Genomic DNA, 18,188 nt, shown 5'->3' with positions numbered 1-18,188 from the left:
ATGAGAAAATGTATGCGCAATTGCCGGCAGGCAGTGCGATCCCTGGTGATTGTATGTTTGATGTTTTCCGCGTTCATCCCCGCATTTGGCCAGGAAAAAGATCCTGCCCTGCAGAAACCGGTGACCGTGACGGGCAGCAACATGCCGATCGTCCAGGTGTTCCGCTCGATCAAGAAACAGACCGGCTTCACGCTGGTGTACAGCAATCAGCTGTTGAACGACAACGACAGGCTGAACCTGGATTTTCGTAATGCGAAACTGGAGGAAGTGCTGGATTTCGTGCTGAAAGGCCGGAACCTCGCTTACCAGGTGCGCAGCAACCGTATTGTGCTGGAGCGCAAGGCGGCGCCTGCCGCAAAACCGGCCGTAGCGCAGGAAGCGCCGAAAGAAACCACCGTGCGCGGGCAAGTCATGGACCCGGAAGGGAACGCGCTGCCCGGGGCCACGGTGGCGGTAAACGGTACCTCGCGCGGAACGGCTACAGATGAAATGGGCGTGTTCAGCATCGCCGTTTCAGAAGGGCAGACGCTGCGCATAGCCATGATCGGGATGAACCCGGTGGAAATCGCCTACAACGGGCAACGCACCCTCAAAGTGACGCTCACCGCGAAAGTGGACAAGCTCAATGAAGTAGTCGTTGTAGGTTTCGGTAAACAGAAAAAAGTAACGGTAACCGGCTCGGTAGCTTCCGTCAACATGGCGGATATGCGCACGCCCGTTCCCTCACTCACCAACGCCCTCGCAGGTAAAGTGGCCGGCGTGATCAGTATGGGCAGCGGCGGGGGAGAACCGGGATACGACAATCCCACTTTCACCCTGCGCGGTATCGGCACCTTTAGAGGCAGCGTGAGCCCGCTCATCATTGTGGACGGCGTTCAGCGGAACGACGTGAACAGCACCTATGGCGGCGCTTTCAACAACATCGATCCGGAGGATATCCAGAGCATTTCGTTGCTGAAAGACGCGTCCGCCACGGCCGTGTACGGCGCCAAAGGGGCTAACGGGGTGCTCATCATTACCACCAAACGCGGCATAGCCGGGAAGCCGAAAGTCGCTGCCAAGGCAGAGGCCGGCGTTAACGGCCTCACCAAGCTCCCCCAAATGGTGGACGGCGTGAAATACATGCAACTATATAACGAAGCGCGCACCAACATGGGCGAACAGCCGCAATATTCCGAAGAGACCATCGCTAAAACCGCCAGTGGCCTGGATCCCTATATTTATCCGAACGTGGACTGGATCGGTGAGATCTACAAACCCTGGACGCCGATGACCAACTCGAACGTGAACGTATCTGGCGGTGGAGAGGCCATGCGGTATTATGTTTCCATGTCGTTCTATAACCAGGACGGCCAGTACAACGTGACGAAAAAGAACGGGTACAATCCCAACCTGAATTTCAAACGGTACGACTTCCGCAGCAATGTGGACCTCAACGTGACCAAAACCACCACTTTATCCCTGAACCTCGCGGCGATGCTGGTCAACAGCCGCTACCCGGGCGCTTCGGCTGGTAGCATCTGGTACTCGGCTTACGCCACCAATCCCATCGCCTACCCGATCGAATACCCTGGCGGTTTTGCGGCCGGCCCGCCGAATACCGCTGGTGTGAACCCCTTCAACCTCGTGCAGAACCAGGGATACGCTACGGAATTCAAACCTTCCGTGCAATCGGTGCTTTCCCTCACGCAAAACTTGGATGGGATACTGCACGGGCTTTCGGCTACCGGGCGGTTCTCGTTTGACTCCTATGGCGAATTCTCCAACCAGCGCCGTGGCCTGAACGATCTGTGGTATGCCAACCGGCGCGATGCGAACGGCAACCTCGTGCTTTCGCAAACGCGCTTCGGCGACCGGTTCCTGGGATATGGTTCTTCTTCTTCGGGGGAAAGGATGATGTACCTGGAAGGGACCGTGAACTACGACCGTACTATTGGTGCGCATTCGATCGGCGCCATGGTCGTAGGCGCGATCCGCAACCGCGTGATCGGCAGCGCCGGCGACCTGAAAACTTCCATCCCGTTCCGCAGCCAGAACGCCGCGGCCCGCGTCACATACGCTTTTATGGATAAGTACCTCCTGGAAGGCAACTTCGGCGCCACCGGCTCCGAGAATTTCCAGAAAGGGGAGCGTTGGGGCCTGTTCCCCGCCGTTTCCGCAGGTTGGGTGATCTCTAAGGAAGCTTTCATGGAACAGCAAAAGGCGTTTTCGTTACTGAAGCTGCGCCTCTCCGTAGGTAAAACCGGTAACGATGTGCTCGACGGTAACCGCTTCGGTTACCTGACCTACCTGGAATCCGGTAAATCCGGCATTGGATTCGGAACGAACCCTACTGACTTCGGCGGTATCGCAGTATCCGTTTTCGGTACCGAAGGCCTCACCTGGGAAACATCCCTCAAAACGAACGTGGGCCTGGATGTGGGATTGTGGGAAAAGGTGAACCTGACGCTGGACTTGTTCAAAGACCGCCGCCGCCAGATCCTCATCGGCCGCCAATCCATCTCCTCCATCGGCGGTTATGACGGCAGCGCCATCTATGCCAACCTCGGTGAAATGGAGAACAAGGGCTTCGACGGCAGTATCGAATATAACACGAAACTGGGCAAGGATTTCACGCTTCGTTTATTCGGTAACGTTACTTACGCTCGCAACAGGATCATCAATGCAGACAATCCGGTCGCCTTATTCCCCTACCAGCAATTCGAAGGCACCATGTTCGGCGAGTTCAGGGGATACAGGAACCTGGGCCTGTTCACCGACGACGATGACGTGGCCCGCAGCCCCGAACAGATGCGCCCCATGCATCCCGGCGATATCAAGTTCACCGACCTCAACGGCGATGGCGTGGTGGATGCCAACGACAGGGACTACCTCGGCAAATCCAGCTTCCCGGTTTGGTCGTACGGTTACGGCCTGAACCTCGGTTACCGCAGGTGGGAGATCTCCGCACTGTTCGCCGGTGTGGCGGACGTTGGTATTATGGCCAATGGTTCCGTGATCGATCCGGGGACCGGCGCGTCGGCCGGCGTGGGCGTGGTACCTTTTGCGGGTATCGGCCTGTATACCGCCAGCGTCCTCAGTAAAATGGATGACCGCTGGACGAAGGAAAATCCCCGACAGGACGCGTGGTACCCCCGCCTAACCGTCGCCAATACGTCCGACAATAACTACGTAGATAGCGACTGGTGGCTGAAAGACGGAAGCTTCATGCGCCTCAAGCAGGCTTCCATCTCCTACAACATCATCACCTCCGCCAATCATATCAAGGGTATCAGCAACCTGCAGGTATACGCCAACGGCACCAACCTGCTGACGTTCTCCAAATTCAAACTGTGGGACCCCGAACTGGGCTCCTACGGCGCGAGGTACCCGTATTCCAGGACCATCACCCTCGGGCTGAGGGCGCAATTCTAACCGTTACAAAGATCCGATATGATCAAGAAGATAATTTTTCCGCTGCTGGCCATTTGCTTCGCATCTTGTACGAAATATCTCGACAAACAGCCGGATAACCTGCTGACCGAGGAAATGGTTTGGCAGACCAAAGCCAACGCAGAAGGCTACCTGTACAACACCTACAGCCACATGTACCTGACCGATGGCGGCGACTTCGCCACCATGGGCGCTTCCGACGAATCGCACGTGTCTATCGGCACCACGGCTTCGCGCCAGATGGTGGCCGGGAACTGGAGCCCCGCGTCCGGATACTTCAACAACTGGGGCAGCATGTACGCCGGCATCCGGAAAACTTTCGTGTTCGAACAGAACATCGATAAAGTGCCCTCCAACCAGCTGAGCGACGAACTGAAAGCGCAATACAAAGCTGAAGTCCGCTTCCTCCGCGGGTATTACTATTTCTTCCTCCTCCGCCAGTTCGGTCCGTTCGTGCTCGTGAAAGACATCATGAGCCGGAACGACGATTACAACAAATATCCCCGCGCATCGTTCGACGAATGTGCGGCGTACATCAATGAAATGATGGACGCTGCCGCTGCGGGGCTCCCGGTTGCCTGGGAATCTATCAGCAACAACGGCCGGCCTACGAAAGGGGCCTGTCTGACCATCAAGGCGAAAGTGGCCCAGCTTGCGGCGAGCGAACTGTGGAACGGCAATCCCAATTTCGCCAGCTTTAAGAACCAGGACGGTAAGCCCCTGGCGCCGGCCTCCAAAAATCCCGATCGCTGGCGCGATGCAGCGGCGGCCGCCAAAGCCGTGATCGACCTGAACGCCTACAAACTGTTCGTGAACACCGATAACGGCGGCAGCTCCTTCAATCCCTACGAATCCGTTCGGGACGTGCATACCACCGCCTGGAACGATGAGATCATCCTGGGCGTGATCACCTGGTGGCGCTGGGGCTTCACCAAATGCGCCTCCCCGCAGCCCGGCGGCTACGGCATGTATTGCGCCACCCAGAACCTGGTAGACGCGTTTTCCATGAAAAACGGGCGCATCATCAGCGATCCCGCATCCACTTACCAGGAAACCGGTTTCGCGGACAACAACCAGGCCGAAAGCTGGGGCCATAAAAAAGGCCAGTGGAACATGTACGCCAACCGTGAGCCGCGCTTCTACGCTTTCATTCAATACAACGGAAAAACCATCGTTCCCGCCACCACACCCGATGAGCGCAACCGTTACTCTTCCGGCGGAAACACAGACGGAACGGGGCGTATTGAGTTTTATTACTCCGGAAAGTCGGGCCAGCGCGAGAACGGGAGCAACAGCATCACAGGGTACATGCCCCTCAAGCGAATCAGCAGCACCAGCAACATTTATACGGAGCTAGTGCCGCATAAAGCGCCGTTTATTCTTTTCCGTTATGCGGAAATATTGCTCGACTATGTGGAAGCGCTCAACGAATACGATCCTTCCAACCCCGACATCGTGAAATACCTCAACGAAGTGCGCACCCGTGCAGGCCTGCCCGGTATTGAAACCGTGTATGGCGGCGCTGTGGGCAATAAAGACGAAATGCGCAAGCATATCCTCCGCGAAAGAATGGTGGAGCTTTGCTTCGAAGGCGACCGCTACTGGACGCTGACCCGCCGCCTCCTGCTGGGGAAAGCAGAATACACCGCCGTGTATGCGCTCGACGTGAATGCGCCGGACAACGGGCAGGGCTTTTCCTTCACCGGTTTATATACCCGTAAACTGTTGCAGCAACGCTACTGGAAAGATAAGATGTATCTCTTCCCCATCGGTCAGGGCGATATGGAGCGCGACCGCGCGCTGGTACAAAATCCCGGTTGGTAATTTCATTCCTCATTTCAATGAAAGCAAACATGTTAAAAACATTCTCACGATACCTGCTGGCCGCCGCCGTATTGCTGACGGCCTGCTCGAAGGACAAGGAGCAGCATGAGGCCGGGGTGCCCATGACCATCTCCGGGTTCATCCCGCAAACGGGCGGGCATGGCACGTCCATCCTTATTTCCGGTTCCAATTTCAGTAACGATTCCAACGAGGTGGAAGTGACCATCAATGGCAAGAAACTCGCTATCGTTGGTTGCAATACCCGCCAGATCATGGCTATTGTCCCCAAAAGATGCGGCTCCGGCGCGGTTTCCGTGAAAATCGGGGGGAAGGAAGTAGCCAGCTCCGGCGAATTCGATTACATCTTCACCCGCACCGTTACTACTTTCGCCGGTAGCGGCGTAGCAGGATACCTGAACGCCAAAGGCGAAGACGCCATGTTCAATTTCGGTGGGACCGACTGGCAGCGCGGCTCCGGCATCGTGACCGATAAAGACGGTAATGTTTACGTGACCGATGTGGGAAATACCTGCATCCGTAAGATCGACCCCTCCGGCCGTGTAAGCACTTTCGCCGGCACCAACTCCCCCGGCGACGCGAACGGCACCGGCACGGAAGCCCGCTTCCTCCTGCCTTACGGCCTCGCTATCGATAAAGACGGCAACCTTTACACCGCCGATCCCAGCACCTGGAAGATCAAGAAAATATCGCCCCAGGGCGTGGTGACCGACTACCACGGCGCCTCGCATGAGCCCTGGCACGTTACGGTGAATAAAGCCACGAATGAAGTATTCTACAGCTCCACCGGTGCAGGCGGCGTTTACCGCATCAAGCCGGGCGGCGGCGAAGAAACTGTTGTCAGCGATATGCTGTGGGCCGCAGGGATCGGGTTCGACAAAGCAGGCAACCTCTACATGTCGGGCAGTGGTCATAACGCGATCTTCAAATATGCCAAAGACACCTGGGCGCGCACCGTCGTAGCCGGGAAACTCGCGGCCGACGGTTCCGCGGCTCCCGCAGGTTACCGGAACGGAACGGCGGAAGAAGCGCAGTTCTCCCTGCCCTGGGCGCTCTGCGTAGACGATGAAGGCAATATCTACGTAGCCGGGAACGGCAGCTGGAACGGAGGTTCGGGCAACGCCGACCAAAGCATCCGCTATATCGACGGCCGCACCGGCCGCGTGAGCACCTACGCCGGCAGCAACGCCTACGGATATGCCAACGCACTCGGCGAAGCCGCCAAATTTGCCGGCGCACAGGGCATCACTACCGACAATAACGGGATTTCTTACGTGCTCGATAAAAACAATAACAGGGTCAGGAAAATCGTATCTGAATAATTAAAGTATGAAACGGATGATTATACAAGGATTTGCGCTCCTGGCGCTGCTCGCGGCTACCGCTTGCAGCAAGGGAGGGAACGGTGGAGAAAGCCCGAAACCACAAAACGGGCCCCGCACGCTGTATGTGTCAACCTCCGGGAACGACAATGCGCCCGGAACGAAGGATGCGCCCTACGCGAAAATCAACGACGCCCTTGCGAAAGCCGTGGCCGGTGATACCGTGATGGTCAGGGGAGGGAAGTATTTCGAAAAGGTACGCTTCCCGCGAAGCGGCCGCGAAGGAAAGCTGATCACCCTCAAAGCATATCCCGGCGAACAACCCGTGCTTGATGGCACCGGGCTGGGCGTTTCCGGGAAAGACGCCATGGTATTCATCCGCAACGCCAGTTACGTGGTGCTCGAAGGTTTCGAGATCTGTAACCTCATCAGCAGCGCGCCCTGGGTAAATCCAAATGGGGTGTTGGCAGACGAAGGCTCCGGCAACATCATCATCCGCCGGAACAAAATCCATCATATCGAGCATAACGCCGCGCCCACAGACGGGCGCAGCGGCCACGCCATCGAGATCATCGGCAACACGGCCGTAGCGATGAAAAACGTGCTGGTGGAAGATAACGAGATCCACGACTGCAATACCGGTTACAGCGAAAACCTTACCATCAATGGTTTTGTGGACGGGTTCGTCATTCGCCGCAACAAAATTTACAACGCCGAAAACATCGGGATCGACGCGGCCGGCGGATACGCCGGAAACCCCGTGCCAGAGCGCAACTACGCCCGCAACGGCGTTATCTCCGAAAACGAGCTCTGGAACATCGACATGACCACCGGCCCCATCGGAGGCACGCACGGCCATGGCGCTATCGGCATCTATGTAGACGGCGCGCGCAACATCATCGTGGAGCGCAACCGCGTCCGCGATTGCGACCGCGGCATCGGTGTGGTCAGCGAAACCGACGCATTCCCGACCAGCGATTGCATCGTTCGCAACAACATCGTAACGGGCAGCCATCGCGTAGGGATTTACATGGGAGGATACCTGAATTACACCGGCGGCGGTTCCCGCAGATGCTACGTGCTCAACAACACGCTAGTAGGCAATAACCGTGAAAGAGGCGCCTATGGCGAGATAGAAGGGGAACTGCGGATGACGGAGCACTGCTTCGACAATGTTTTCCGGAACAACCTCGTGGTAGCCGGCGCCGACGATCTTTTCTTCCACAAATACACCAACACCGGCAGCGGAAATGTAGTGGACAACAACCTCTACTTTGCGCCAACGGCACCCGCGGGCTGGATATGGAATTCGATCAACGGTCCTGCCATCACCGATTTCGCTACCTGGAAAACGACTTCCGGCGTGGATGCGGCGAGCATCCACGGCAAAGACCCCTTTTACCGGGCGACTTCCGCATTCCCGCCAACTCCCCCGCGAAGAACGCAGGTTTCGTGGTGGCGGACGATAAGGCCGGAACGGTCGATTTCTACGGTCAACCGCGCGTAGTGAACGGAAAAACGAGCATCGGCGCGGTGCAATAAATTTTTACAGAAGGAACGGGAGAACGGCCCCGATGCCGACCATCCCGCCAAGAATGCTGGCAAAGGCGTCCATTACATCGTAATGCCCTTTGCCAGTTATTTTTGAGAACAACTCAAATCCATAACTGATGCCGACAACCGGCACAAGGGCCAGCGCAGCGGCTTTGATGGGAGCTGAAGGGAGGATGTAAGCGCAAAATCCCAGGAGCACGGCACCCATGGGAATGCCTACGAAGAAGTGTTTCCATTTGTCTGGAGCGATTTTCATAAGGTCGGACAGGTTTACGGGCCGAAACTACATAAAAATGCCGGGCTTGCAACTTTCCCCGCCGGGCCGTAATTTGACGGTGCATTTTAAAAATTCCATATGAAACATTTCCTGTTCGCAGCCGCGCTGTTTTGCTCCATGCTGGCGCGTGCCGCATCGCCCGAGATTTACGAGATCCGCATTTATCATTTCAAAACGATGGCCCAGCTGCAAAAGGTCAGCGATTACCTGCGCACCGCGCACCTGCCCGCGCTGCATCGCAACGGCATCGCGTCCGTCGGCGTTTTCCAGCCGATCGTGCAAGACACGGCCGATCTGCGGATCTATGTGTTCGTCCCTTTCAAATCCCTCGAACAGTTCAGCTCCCTGCAATCGCGCCTCGACCGCGACCAGCAGTGGCTTTCAGCCGGAAAGGATTACATCGACGCGCCCCACGACCAGGTTCCCTACACCCGGTTGGAAACCATCCTGCTGAAGGCGTTTTCCGGCATGCCCGCCATGCAGGAGCCGCAATTGACCGGCCCGAAAAGCAAGCGTGTGTATGAATTGCGGAGTTATGAAAGTCCGACGGAAAAATATTACCGCAACAAAGTGAAGATGTTCAACGCCGGAGACGAGATCGGTATCTTCAAAAAACTGAAATTCAACGCCGTGTTTTATGGCGAAGTGTTGGCCGGTTCCCGCATGCCGAACCTCATGTACATGACCACTTTCATGGACCAGGAAGACCGCGATGCACACTGGAAAGCATTTTCAGCGGACGAGAACTGGAAAAAGCTCCAGGCCGACGAGCAATACAAGAACAACGTGTCCCGCAACGAGAAGTTTTTCCTGCGACCGTTGGAATATTCCGATATTTAAGTAGCGCAAGCTGCTTTGCGAAGCCTCCCGGGAACGGGGGCTTTTTTATTGCCGCCGGAAAAACGGCCGGCGCGTAACGGCGTATATCGGGGAGACTGTCACATACAGAGAACTCGACCGATGCTAAGGAAAGGACACAATTACGACAAGCATTTCATCTTCTGGGCGGGCTGTGCCGGGCTGCTGCTGTTGGGAGCGGCGCTGGCGATGCCGCGCGCCATGGCATTGGACCTGCGGCTGGCGTTTGCGCTGGGCGAGGCGGAGCTGCGGGCCCTTTTCCGGTGGTTGCTGCTGGGAATTCTCGGTGGCACGCTGCTGATGGGGCCGGCCAGTGAGCGATGGGGATACCGCTGGTTGCTGGGGCTTGCGGCGACGGGTTTTTTCGCGGGGTTTCGCGGGATGGCGGCTGCGGAAAGTGCCGCTGCACTGGCGTGTTGGCTGTTTTGCATCGGCGTTTCCGGCGGTATGATGAACGGCGCCGCGAACGCCGTGGTGGCCGACATATCTGTGCGGGAAAAGGGCGTGCGGTTAAGTTTGATGGGGGTGTTTTTCGGGTTGGGGATGCTGGCGATGCCGCAGGTGGTGGCGGGTTTGAAGCCGTTGTTGATGTGGAGGGGCGTGTTGCGGTGGATGGGCTGGCTGGCGCTCGGGCTCGCATGGCTGTTTGTGTGGATCCGTTTCCCGGCGCGCCGGCCACCCGGAGAAGCCCGCTGGCTGCGGGATCCGGCGTTATGGCTCACGGGAGGTTTTTTGTTTTTGCAGGCCGGTTTCGAGACGGTTTTGTATAACTGGTCGATGGTGTATGTAACGGCCGGCCGCGGGATGGAGGAGCGCGACGCGCTGTATGGGCTTACGTTGTACGCTGCGGGGTTTACGGTGATGCGGATGCTGGCGGGGAGTGTATTCCGGAGCGTTCCGGCGCGACAGTTGCTGGCGGTGAGTATGTTGCTGTTGCCGGCGGGAATTTTGTTGTTGAAGGTGGGCGGAGGTTTTTGGCCGGTGGGGATGGGGATGATATTGATGGGAGGGGGCCTGGGGGGAGGGTTTCCGATCATGTTGGGATGGGTGGGGGAGCGTTATCCTGGTCGGTCGGGGATGGCGTTCGGAGTGGTGTTGTCTGTCGCGGTGACGGGCCGGTTGCTGGTGGATGTCTGGATGGACTGGGTGGTTAGGGAGCTGGGGGTTCAATTCCTGACAACGGTGGCGCTTTCGGGATGGATGTTGATGTTGGTGCTGGGGGGCGCGATGCTGCGGCGGATGCGTTAAACCCTTGCGGGGCGTGACTTTTCGGGCGCGTAAAACTTTTCAATTATTTTTTTTGACTTTTAAAGGATAGCCGTTATCTTTGCACTCCGATTTTGAACAACCGGTAACGGATCAGGATCGAACCGGCGAGATAGCTCAGGCGGTTAGAGCGCAGGATTCATAACCCTGAGGTCGAGGGTTCAACTCCCTCTCTCGCTACATCTTCAGAAAAGGCTTTCCGGCAGTTGCTTGGAAGCCTTTTTGTTTTGTGAGGAATATTTTTGTATAGAAAAATCGGCCTGTGCGATTAACGATAATCGAATTGCATTTTTAAGCTTCGACTAATTGTTCTATCATTTTCATAGGCATAAACATTTTTCCGCTGTCAGGTAAAGTAACAAAACCATATTTTTTGTAGAAACCAACAGCATCTTCATCCAATGGGTCAACGACGACTGCTATTGAGCCAATAATTTTCGAATTTTCATAACTACGAAAAAGAGCATCTATCAAAAGAAGTTCACCAATTCTTTGACCTTGACAGGTTTTATCTACTGCTAATCTTCCTAATAGAGTTACAGGCAAATCTGAATAAGAAGGAGGCATTTTTTTCTAACATTGTCGGGTACCAGATCTCTTTTTATTGATGCTCCCGATAGGGTATAGTATCCTTTTACCGCTTTATTATTACCTTCTAAAATAAAGCAGGCTGACAAACTTCTCTTCACATCTTGTGTGGCCTGTTCATGTAGATACCTATTTAATTGCTTTTTGTCACAATTGAAATCCTCTTTCTTGTGATTGTTATCTAACGCTACTGTCTGATAGTTCATTACTCCTTGTTAATTTTTTGTAACGATTAGCAGCCTTCTTAAGCTTACTATTAGGCTCGCTTGAATCCATTATTGCATTAAAGAAAATTTCTTGATCCTTTTTTGAAGCTAGAATTTCGTTATGCTTATCGATAATTTTCTCAGCCTGAAGCTTAGCAGAGTAAATGACAAATTCCGATAGAGTTTTGTATCCCCCTAATTCAGCCGCTTGTTCAAAAAGATCTTTCATTTCAGCTGACAACCTAGCATCAAATCTAGTTATGGCTGCTGCTTTCATAAAATGTAGTTTTAAAGATTTTAAAGTTAAATATTTCCACAAATGTACGGATAATTTCCGTACAAATGATATTGAGCGGGTTAAAGTTTGACTTTTAAAAAGAAATTATACAATTTATTGATAATCAAGCACTATGATAGTAGGTGTGTATTTAATGTAATTTGAGAGTGCGTTGAAGCATTTACAATCTTTCAAAAATTGGTTCAACAATTCTCCCTTCCACGCTACAACTTTAAGTACAGAAAACCTGTAAGAACTTAGTATCTTACAGGTTTTTTGTTTGTTTTATACCTAAAATACAAATAATGGTATGGAAAAAATAAAGGAGAAATTTCGAGAATTGTTGGATGGAAAGCATCCCGAACAAACATATCAAGAGTTTCTAGAAAAGAATACTCAGTTCATACCAAATGAATTTGTTCAAAATCATGGTATTCATTTTAGTCTTGTTATTCGCAAGATTTCTTTAGCAAGGGACTATACGTCTGATTTTTTTCCTTTCAAAAAGTTCTATCGATTGGAACGCTGTTTTTATTGAGATTGAAAAACCGCATAGCCGTTTTTTTAAAGAAACAGGTAATGATTTTCATCCTGATTTTGTCCAAGCACTCCAGCAAATAAACAAATGGAGGGCATGGCTTAAGCTTGAACCAAGCAATCTACAGCAGTTTTCGGAGTCTACTATTAAAGGTATTAAGAAGCCATTGTCTGATAATCCAGTATTTCCCAAATTTGTACTTGTATTTGGAAGAAGGGAGGAAATTCAAAGTACAATGAGACGTAAACTGGTAAAAGGACAAGAAACAGAGGATTTTAAGATCATAACTTATGATAGTTTGTTAGAAGCACCTGAGCAGCATCAGGAACTTTATTTAGGAGTAAGGAAAAATGAATATTTTGAGTTGTATGGTGATAAGGCTCTTTTAAATGGTAGCATTTTTGAATACATGGCTCCTGATGAGCTAAGAATAAAACAGATTTTGAAGGAGGATTTTATCAAACAATTTGAGAAAAGAATTGAAGATCAGCTTAAGGATCGAATCCTGGGAAGCTTTTTGCACGTCGAACAATGCAATTATTGGAGAAAATCAAAAGTATTCAAACGATAGGCTAAAATCAGTAGGTTGTTTAATCTAGATGATCAAACTAAGCATACCAAAAAATGTAAATCTTGTAATATTTCGTTAGATAATCCACCCAATCTCGCTACGCAGCCAGATAGCAATTGATAATCAATTTGTTGTCGGGTTTTTTTATTTCCTATCCTCATCTTTGAAAGTTTCTTCAAAATCTTTCTGGTCAACAGTGGCTCCATAAAAGTCGTTTCCACTGAAAACAAAGTCTTTAGTAATTGCACCATTAAATGCAATGCTATCAACTAAACAATCTTGTATAGCTGCATTTGTTAAGTTTGTATTTCTAAAGTCGGCACACTTCAAACTACAATTTTTGAATCGGGTATTTTGAAGATTACTTCCAACCCAAGAGGTACTATGGAAATAACATTCCTCAAAAACTGCGTCTGACAAATCCAGGGCATGAAAATCATGATCATCTAGATCCAAACCAATGAAATTGCGTTGCCCATTTTTGTAATGCAAGAGAAATTCTGAGAGATTCATATTTAGGTAAGATAACAATTCTTAAATGATGGTAAGAATAATGTCCGCCAATTCCTCGAAGTGTTTAAACAATCGCTTCGTCTCGCAGGAACGGCAGCTATTTATTTTGCTCCTGCATCAACCTTCGCTATAGCATTTGTAATTCGTTTTCGTCCCAATTTTTTCCTTATGCAATCTGTTTGGAGAAAACAAGATGCATTGGATAGTTACAATAGGCTCCCTACCGGAAAACCTTATTACCAAATCCCCCATGTTTTTCCGTAAATTTCCCCAATCAATACAAAAACGATCCCTTCATACCATGAAAAAACTGTTATCCATAATAATTCTCATTGCAACCGCATCCGCGTGCAACAACAACAAAAGCAGGAACCTAAAAGCCGCAGAAGAGATTTTCGACAAGGTACCATCTACCGAAAATATGAATGCCGGAAAGCACCACTACACCGTTTTCATACCTGATGGCTGGATTACCAGTCGTCAAACTTACCAGGGAGTCGAGTATTACTTTGTGACTGCCCCAAAAACACCGGACGATCCCAACACCAACGTCAACGTCATTTCGGAAAATATGCGGGGTATGGATTTGGATAAATTCTTTACCGGTGCGATGGTTTCGTTAAGACAGGCCATTCCCAGTGCGGAAATTCTTGATGAAGGAGATGTTACCGCTCATGGTATCGAAGGCAGATGGTATATCTATACGATGGAACCCCAGGGCGTTAAAGCTAAGCTGATCAGTTATATTTTTCCCAAAGAAGGCGTCGCTTACATCCTCACCGCCGGTACACAGCCCCAAGATTTTGACAGGCATAAACCCACATTCGATAAAATTGCGAAATCGCTGAAGTTCAGTAGCAGATAAGAGATGATTTTGCATCACAATGAAAGAACCCAAAGAAGGATAAGTCACCGCCGATGCCATAAAATATCTGACCAGCGATCATTTCAGCCCAACTGACTAACCATGAAAACAAAACTCGATGACTTTTTCATCCTTTCGAAAGTATTCCTCGGCAACCGGCTGGTCATTACCTTTCAGCATCAAATAGATATCAGCTATCGATGGGTACTTGAATTAACCGATATCGTTGGGTTCAAAGATGGATTAATGAATGATGAATTGTATTCCATCCGGATTCAGGATGGCGGTGGATCTTACCCGTTTGATCTTTCCCACCAGCTGAAACGCCCCGAGATCGCGGATTTCCAGGAGGTTTTCTTGTTCAGCGATGCATCGGAATTAAATGTGGTTTTCAGGGCCTGTGCGAGAAGTATCGAGTTGCGGGAATGGGAATAAATCAATCATAATACGAATCCACAACCTCCTGCCCCGTATAATTAGCGCCCGCCGCATCGTTGGCACCAAGGTATGAGAATGGGTGCGTTACCTCACGTGGGCCGTTGCAAACGATGATGTGCTTCCGGGCATTATATTCGATCCGGTTCGCGCGGAAAAGCTGTTTCAGTTGCCGGTTTTCCGGATCACCTTCCATCACGATATTTTTCAAATCCAGGTTGGCTAAAAAACGGCCATGCGGAGCGATGGCTTTCAATGCTGAAAACAGTACCTGTAGCTTGTCGCCGATGTAATGCAGGCCATGGATACAGGTCACCAGGTCGTATTGTTCCGTGAAAGGCCGGCTTACCAGCGAACCGGTCTCCAGCTGCAAACAGGTAATTCTTTCCGGAATGGGTTGAAATGCATCCACGAGATCAACGCCGTGAAGCAACATCCGTTCCTGTTGCCCTGACGCCGCTTGCCGCCGCGCGTATTGCAGGAGCGCGTTTCCTTCGCCGCAGCAAAGGTCGAGCCACCGGGCATGCCCGCGCTGCGCCAGTTGCTCGTCTAGGAAAGTTTCCGGGTTGAAGGGAAGCTCCTGTTCATAACTATTGATCCCGCTGGCATTCCGTTTCCGGTTCATGCGGTTGTTGGCCACCACGGGCGACCATATCAATTCTTTTTCCGACAGCTGTTTCATCCTGATGAATTTACCTTACGGCCAGTTCTTCCAGCATTTTCGCCAGTTCCGTATCGGCGGGCGGAACGTACCCTTCGCCCAGGAACACTTTCACGATCCCGATCCCTCCGCGGATATCTCCGTTGAACGCCTCCAGCTCCTCCGCCGGCACCCACAATTCATTATGTATCTCTCCGCCCACGTTCTGCACTTCGTATTGCCGGAACAATGTTTCAGTAATATCGAACCGCGTAACGATCCCGCAAAAACCGGAGCCCTCGTCTTTCGTGTTCCAGTCCAGCGCAATCTGCTCGGCATATGGCTGGTTCAAAACGGGATAGAAAATAGGTTGCCAGGTAAGCCGGGGCGGAAAACGCTTGAAACCCGACGCGGCGATCAGCAGGAATTCTTTCAGTCCTGTAGGGCGGTATAAGGTAACGGTGTTCATTTCATCAAATATACTGAATTCAAGCTCGGGAAAATGGGAAGGGATACGCCGCTGCCGATGAATCGCAGGGTGCTGTCGGTCAATACGGCCTTGTCGCCGAACGGTAATTCGACGGGCAGGTCAATGGAAATGGTGTCGTGCTGCTGGCGGTATTTCCCCCAATAAGATGTAAACACCCAATGATCGCCGCGCGTGGCGGTAAGATGGCCGTTTTCCTTGAAGTCGAAATGAGTACCGCCATCGTTCCCCAGTAAATCGGTATGCATCGTGAAGCGCGTGGGGGAGGCGTCCTGCGATGCACGCACCCGCGCCAGCCATAACACCACCAGCACGCAGATCATGCAGATCATGAACGGAAAAAGCACTTCCACCCTGCGGTGCTTCCAGAGCCGGTGCACGTTGAAAACGAGATACAATCCCGTGGCGATCAGGAGCATTACGAACGGGAAATGCCACATCCATCCGAAAAACAGGGCATCGGTCTTGACCGGGCTCGATCCCACCACAATGGCCAGCAAACCCAGGAACGCGGCAAAGCCGACCTGGTAAGGTTTTATGTACATGACGCCAAATGTAGAGGAAATATTTCCGAAATAAAAAGTACTTTGAATTACAAAGTGAATTATCTTTGTACCGTTCAAGTTACCTCACCCTCAAAGCCGGTGGTTTATGAAAATAGACATCATCATCGCCTATCTCCAGCGTTATGAATTCGGGCACGAACGCGATTTCGTACCGCCCATCACAGGGATCCATCTCGCCGCCATTACGCCCGCCCATCATACGGTGCGCGTATTTCACCAACAGGTAGATCCCATCCCGCCAGACTCCGATGCCGACCTCATCGCCATCTCGTTTTTCAGCGGCTTCGCCATCCCCGCCTATCAACTCGCCACTGAATTCCGGAAAAGAGGGAAGGTCGTCGTAGCCGGCGGTCCGCACGTCACCTATTGCGCCGACGAAGCCCTCGGGTATTTCGACGCCGTGGTCACCGGCGAAGCCGAAAGCGCCTGGCCCGCGATGCTCGCCGACCTGGAAAAAGGAGAAATGAAAACCATCTACAAAGGCACGCCCTGCGATATGCAATCGCTGCCCACGCCGCGGTACGACCTCCTGCCCAATCGTTTCTTCATCAAAAAAGTGATCCAGGCCACGAGGGGCTGTCCCTTTTCATGCTCCTTCTGCACCGTTCCCTCGCTGAACCCCGGCTTCCGGCTCAGGCCGGTGGCAGACGTGGTGCGCGATGCGGCCTACGACCACTTTCCCTGGTGGTGGCAGCGGAAAATCGTCTGGTTTTGGGATGATAACCTTACCATCCGCCGGCCATTCATCCGCGAACTGCTCCGTGAAATGATACCGCTGAAAAAATGGTGGCTCACACAGGCCAGCATGGACATCGCCAAAGATCCCGAACTGCTCGACCTCATGAAGGCCTCCGGCTGTATCGGGGTATTCCTGGGGATCGAATCTTTCGGAGTGGAAAGCCTGGCGGATGCGAACAAACGGCAAAACCGGATCGAACAGTACAGCGTGGCAGTGAAGGCTATCCGGAAGCGGGGGATCGCCGTGATGGCAGGTTTCATCGCAGGGTTCGATCACGACGACGAAAAAAGCATCGTGCAAATGGCCGACCAGCTCATGGAAATCGGTATCGACGTACCGTTCCTCAGTATCATGACCCCGTTTCGCGGAACGCCCATCTACTCCACGTTGCAACAGGAAGGCCGCATCCTGGAAAACAGGAACTGGAATTTCTACAACGGCTACAACGTAGCGTTCATCCCGAAAAAGATATCGGAAGCGCAACTGCTGAACGCGCACCGCGCCCTGTGGAAAAAGTCATTTTCACCGTGGTACGCATGCAGGAGGATCGTTCGCGGGGCGTTGACGTTGCGATGGGGCGCATTCCTGATGTCGATGTTCATGAACGGTTTTTATGCATACAAACGGGTGAGGAAGAATTCCCCGATAGACATGAGCAAACGGACCGACCTCAACCAACTGGCAGAACAGTTGGAAATGCAGCGCCGGGAAGTGGTCCAGGCCAGGGGCCGCGCCATCAGGCCTGCGGTGTAGGGAGGTTTGAAATGGGGTGGGATGGAGGTCTTGCTTCCGGGCTGCGCGCAGTTTATCGCGTGGGCTCCGCGGCGCCGGGGCGCTTCCATCCCCATTCCAGCAATATCACTCCGGCGATCCCGAGGGTATAGGCCGCCATGTCCGACCAGCTGAAATGATTCCCGATCACCACGTTCGCCAACCGTGAATGTCCCAAGCCCAGGAGCTTCACCACCTGGAAGTATTGCATCACCTCCACGATGTACGAAAATACCAGCACCCCCAGCGCCACCGGAAACACCGGCGCCTCCACGCAACTGCGGACGAAACAGTAGATGAGTATCACTACGAGGAAATCGCCCACATAAGGCCTTACGAAATCGTCGTGAACATACAGCGCAATGAGCACCTCCGTCACGAAAAGCAACAGCGTCAACCAAAAATAACCGGCGTTAAAACGGAATTTCATATTTAAAAAGT

General features: G+C 52.4%; 18 protein-coding genes and 1 tRNA gene. 11 read left to right on the top strand and 8 right to left on the bottom strand.

What is annotated here, in order from left to right; all coding sequences use genetic code 11:
- From WJU22_RS26870 to WJU22_RS26855, 4 genes are read left to right on the top strand one after another with little or no spacing between them, the layout of a single operon-like run.
- Window positions 1-3,414 carry a TonB-dependent receptor gene (locus tag WJU22_RS26870; protein WP_341841211.1) on the top strand — a complete coding sequence of 1,138 codons (3,414 nt, stop codon included), beginning with the start codon at window positions 1-3 and terminating at the stop codon, window positions 3,412-3,414.
- Window positions 3,415-3,432: 18 nt separating this feature from the next.
- Complete coding sequence (locus tag WJU22_RS26865) at window positions 3,433-5,256, top strand: RagB/SusD family nutrient uptake outer membrane protein (RefSeq protein ID WP_341841210.1); 1,824 nt, start codon at window positions 3,433-3,435, stop codon at window positions 5,254-5,256.
- A gap of 29 nt (window positions 5,257-5,285) precedes the next feature.
- A complete protein-coding gene (locus WJU22_RS26860; protein WP_341841209.1) occupies window positions 5,286-6,596 on the top strand; it encodes an IPT/TIG domain-containing protein in 1,311 nt (436 codons plus the stop codon).
- Window positions 6,597-6,603: 7 nt separating this feature from the next.
- Window positions 6,604-8,103: a right-handed parallel beta-helix repeat-containing protein gene (locus tag WJU22_RS26855; protein WP_341841208.1), complete on the top strand. Its 1,500-nt coding sequence runs from the start codon at window positions 6,604-6,606 to the stop codon at window positions 8,101-8,103.
- A 39-nt stretch (window positions 8,104-8,142) separates the two neighbouring features.
- Here the strand turns inward: WJU22_RS26855 and WJU22_RS26850 are convergent, their stop codons facing one another.
- On the bottom strand, window positions 8,143-8,406 hold the full coding sequence (locus WJU22_RS26850) for a hypothetical protein (protein WP_341841207.1): 264 nt from the start codon (window positions 8,404-8,406) through the stop codon (window positions 8,143-8,145).
- A gap of 99 nt (window positions 8,407-8,505) precedes the next feature.
- Between WJU22_RS26850 and WJU22_RS26845 the strand changes: the two genes are divergently transcribed.
- From WJU22_RS26845 to WJU22_RS26835, 3 genes are all read left to right on the top strand, one after another.
- Window positions 8,506-9,267 (top strand): NIPSNAP family protein, encoded by a 762-nt coding sequence (locus WJU22_RS26845; RefSeq protein WP_341841206.1) that lies wholly within the window; start codon window positions 8,506-8,508, stop codon window positions 9,265-9,267.
- A 120-nt stretch (window positions 9,268-9,387) separates the two neighbouring features.
- A complete protein-coding gene (locus tag WJU22_RS26840; RefSeq protein ID WP_341841205.1) occupies window positions 9,388-10,533 on the top strand; it encodes an MFS transporter in 1,146 nt (381 codons plus the stop codon).
- Window positions 10,534-10,657: 124 nt separating this feature from the next.
- Window positions 10,658-10,731: transfer RNA gene (locus WJU22_RS26835), tRNA-Met, on the top strand.
- Between the two features lie 111 nt (window positions 10,732-10,842).
- Here WJU22_RS26835 and WJU22_RS26830 read toward each other — a convergent pair.
- Together WJU22_RS26830 and WJU22_RS26825 are read right to left on the bottom strand one after the other, a co-directional pair.
- Window positions 10,843-11,118 (bottom strand): GNAT family N-acetyltransferase, encoded by a 276-nt coding sequence (locus tag WJU22_RS26830; protein ID WP_341841204.1) that lies wholly within the window; start codon window positions 11,116-11,118, stop codon window positions 10,843-10,845.
- Window positions 11,119-11,316: 198 nt separating this feature from the next.
- Complete coding sequence (locus WJU22_RS26825; RefSeq protein WP_341841203.1) at window positions 11,317-11,622, bottom strand: DUF1778 domain-containing protein; 306 nt, start codon at window positions 11,620-11,622, stop codon at window positions 11,317-11,319.
- 479 nt (window positions 11,623-12,101) lie between these two features.
- On the opposite strand from WJU22_RS26825, the gene WJU22_RS26820 reads away from it, so the two are divergent.
- Entirely contained in the window at window positions 12,102-12,731 is a 630-nt protein-coding gene (locus tag WJU22_RS26820; protein ID WP_341843799.1) for a Shedu anti-phage system protein SduA domain-containing protein, read from the top strand.
- A gap of 144 nt (window positions 12,732-12,875) precedes the next feature.
- Here WJU22_RS26820 and WJU22_RS26815 read toward each other — a convergent pair whose 3' ends face one another.
- Complete coding sequence (locus tag WJU22_RS26815; RefSeq protein ID WP_341841202.1) at window positions 12,876-13,244, bottom strand: pentapeptide repeat-containing protein; 369 nt, start codon at window positions 13,242-13,244, stop codon at window positions 12,876-12,878.
- Window positions 13,245-13,545: 301 nt separating this feature from the next.
- On the opposite strand from WJU22_RS26815, the gene WJU22_RS26810 reads away from it, so the two are divergent.
- Entirely contained in the window at window positions 13,546-14,109 is a 564-nt protein-coding gene (locus WJU22_RS26810; RefSeq protein ID WP_341841201.1) for a PsbP-related protein, read from the top strand.
- 102 nt (window positions 14,110-14,211) lie between these two features.
- Window positions 14,212-14,544, top strand: a complete 333-nt coding sequence (locus WJU22_RS26805) for a hypothetical protein (protein ID WP_341841200.1) — start codon at window positions 14,212-14,214, stop codon at window positions 14,542-14,544.
- Window position 14,545: 1 nt separating this feature from the next.
- Here the strand turns inward: WJU22_RS26805 and WJU22_RS26800 are convergent, their stop codons facing one another.
- The 3 genes from WJU22_RS26800 to WJU22_RS26790 are packed head-to-tail and all read right to left on the bottom strand — an operon-like array spanning window position 14,546 to window position 16,216.
- Window positions 14,546-15,226, bottom strand: a complete 681-nt coding sequence (locus WJU22_RS26800; protein ID WP_341841199.1) for a class I SAM-dependent methyltransferase — start codon at window positions 15,224-15,226, stop codon at window positions 14,546-14,548.
- Between the two features lie 10 nt (window positions 15,227-15,236).
- Window positions 15,237-15,653, bottom strand: a complete 417-nt coding sequence (locus tag WJU22_RS26795; RefSeq protein WP_341841198.1) for an ADP-ribosylation/crystallin J1 — start codon at window positions 15,651-15,653, stop codon at window positions 15,237-15,239.
- Window positions 15,650-16,216: a hypothetical protein gene (locus WJU22_RS26790; RefSeq protein WP_341841197.1), complete on the bottom strand. Its 567-nt coding sequence runs from the start codon at window positions 16,214-16,216 to the stop codon at window positions 15,650-15,652. Before WJU22_RS26790 ends, WJU22_RS26795 begins: the two co-directional genes overlap by 4 nt.
- A gap of 106 nt (window positions 16,217-16,322) precedes the next feature.
- On the opposite strand from WJU22_RS26790, the gene WJU22_RS26785 reads away from it, so the two are divergent.
- Complete coding sequence (locus WJU22_RS26785; protein ID WP_341841196.1) at window positions 16,323-17,729, top strand: radical SAM protein; 1,407 nt, start codon at window positions 16,323-16,325, stop codon at window positions 17,727-17,729.
- 52 nt (window positions 17,730-17,781) lie between these two features.
- On the opposite strand, the gene WJU22_RS26780 is transcribed toward WJU22_RS26785, so the two are convergent.
- Window positions 17,782-18,177, bottom strand: coding sequence for a DUF2809 domain-containing protein (locus WJU22_RS26780; protein WP_341841195.1), 396 nt, complete (start codon window positions 18,175-18,177; stop codon window positions 17,782-17,784).
- Between the last annotated feature and the right edge of the window lie 11 nt (window positions 18,178-18,188).

The organism is Chitinophaga caseinilytica, from assembly GCF_038396765.1.
GTDB lineage: Bacteria > Bacteroidota > Bacteroidia > Chitinophagales > Chitinophagaceae > Chitinophaga > Chitinophaga caseinilytica.
This window is presented reverse-complemented; position numbering and strand designations above follow the sequence as displayed.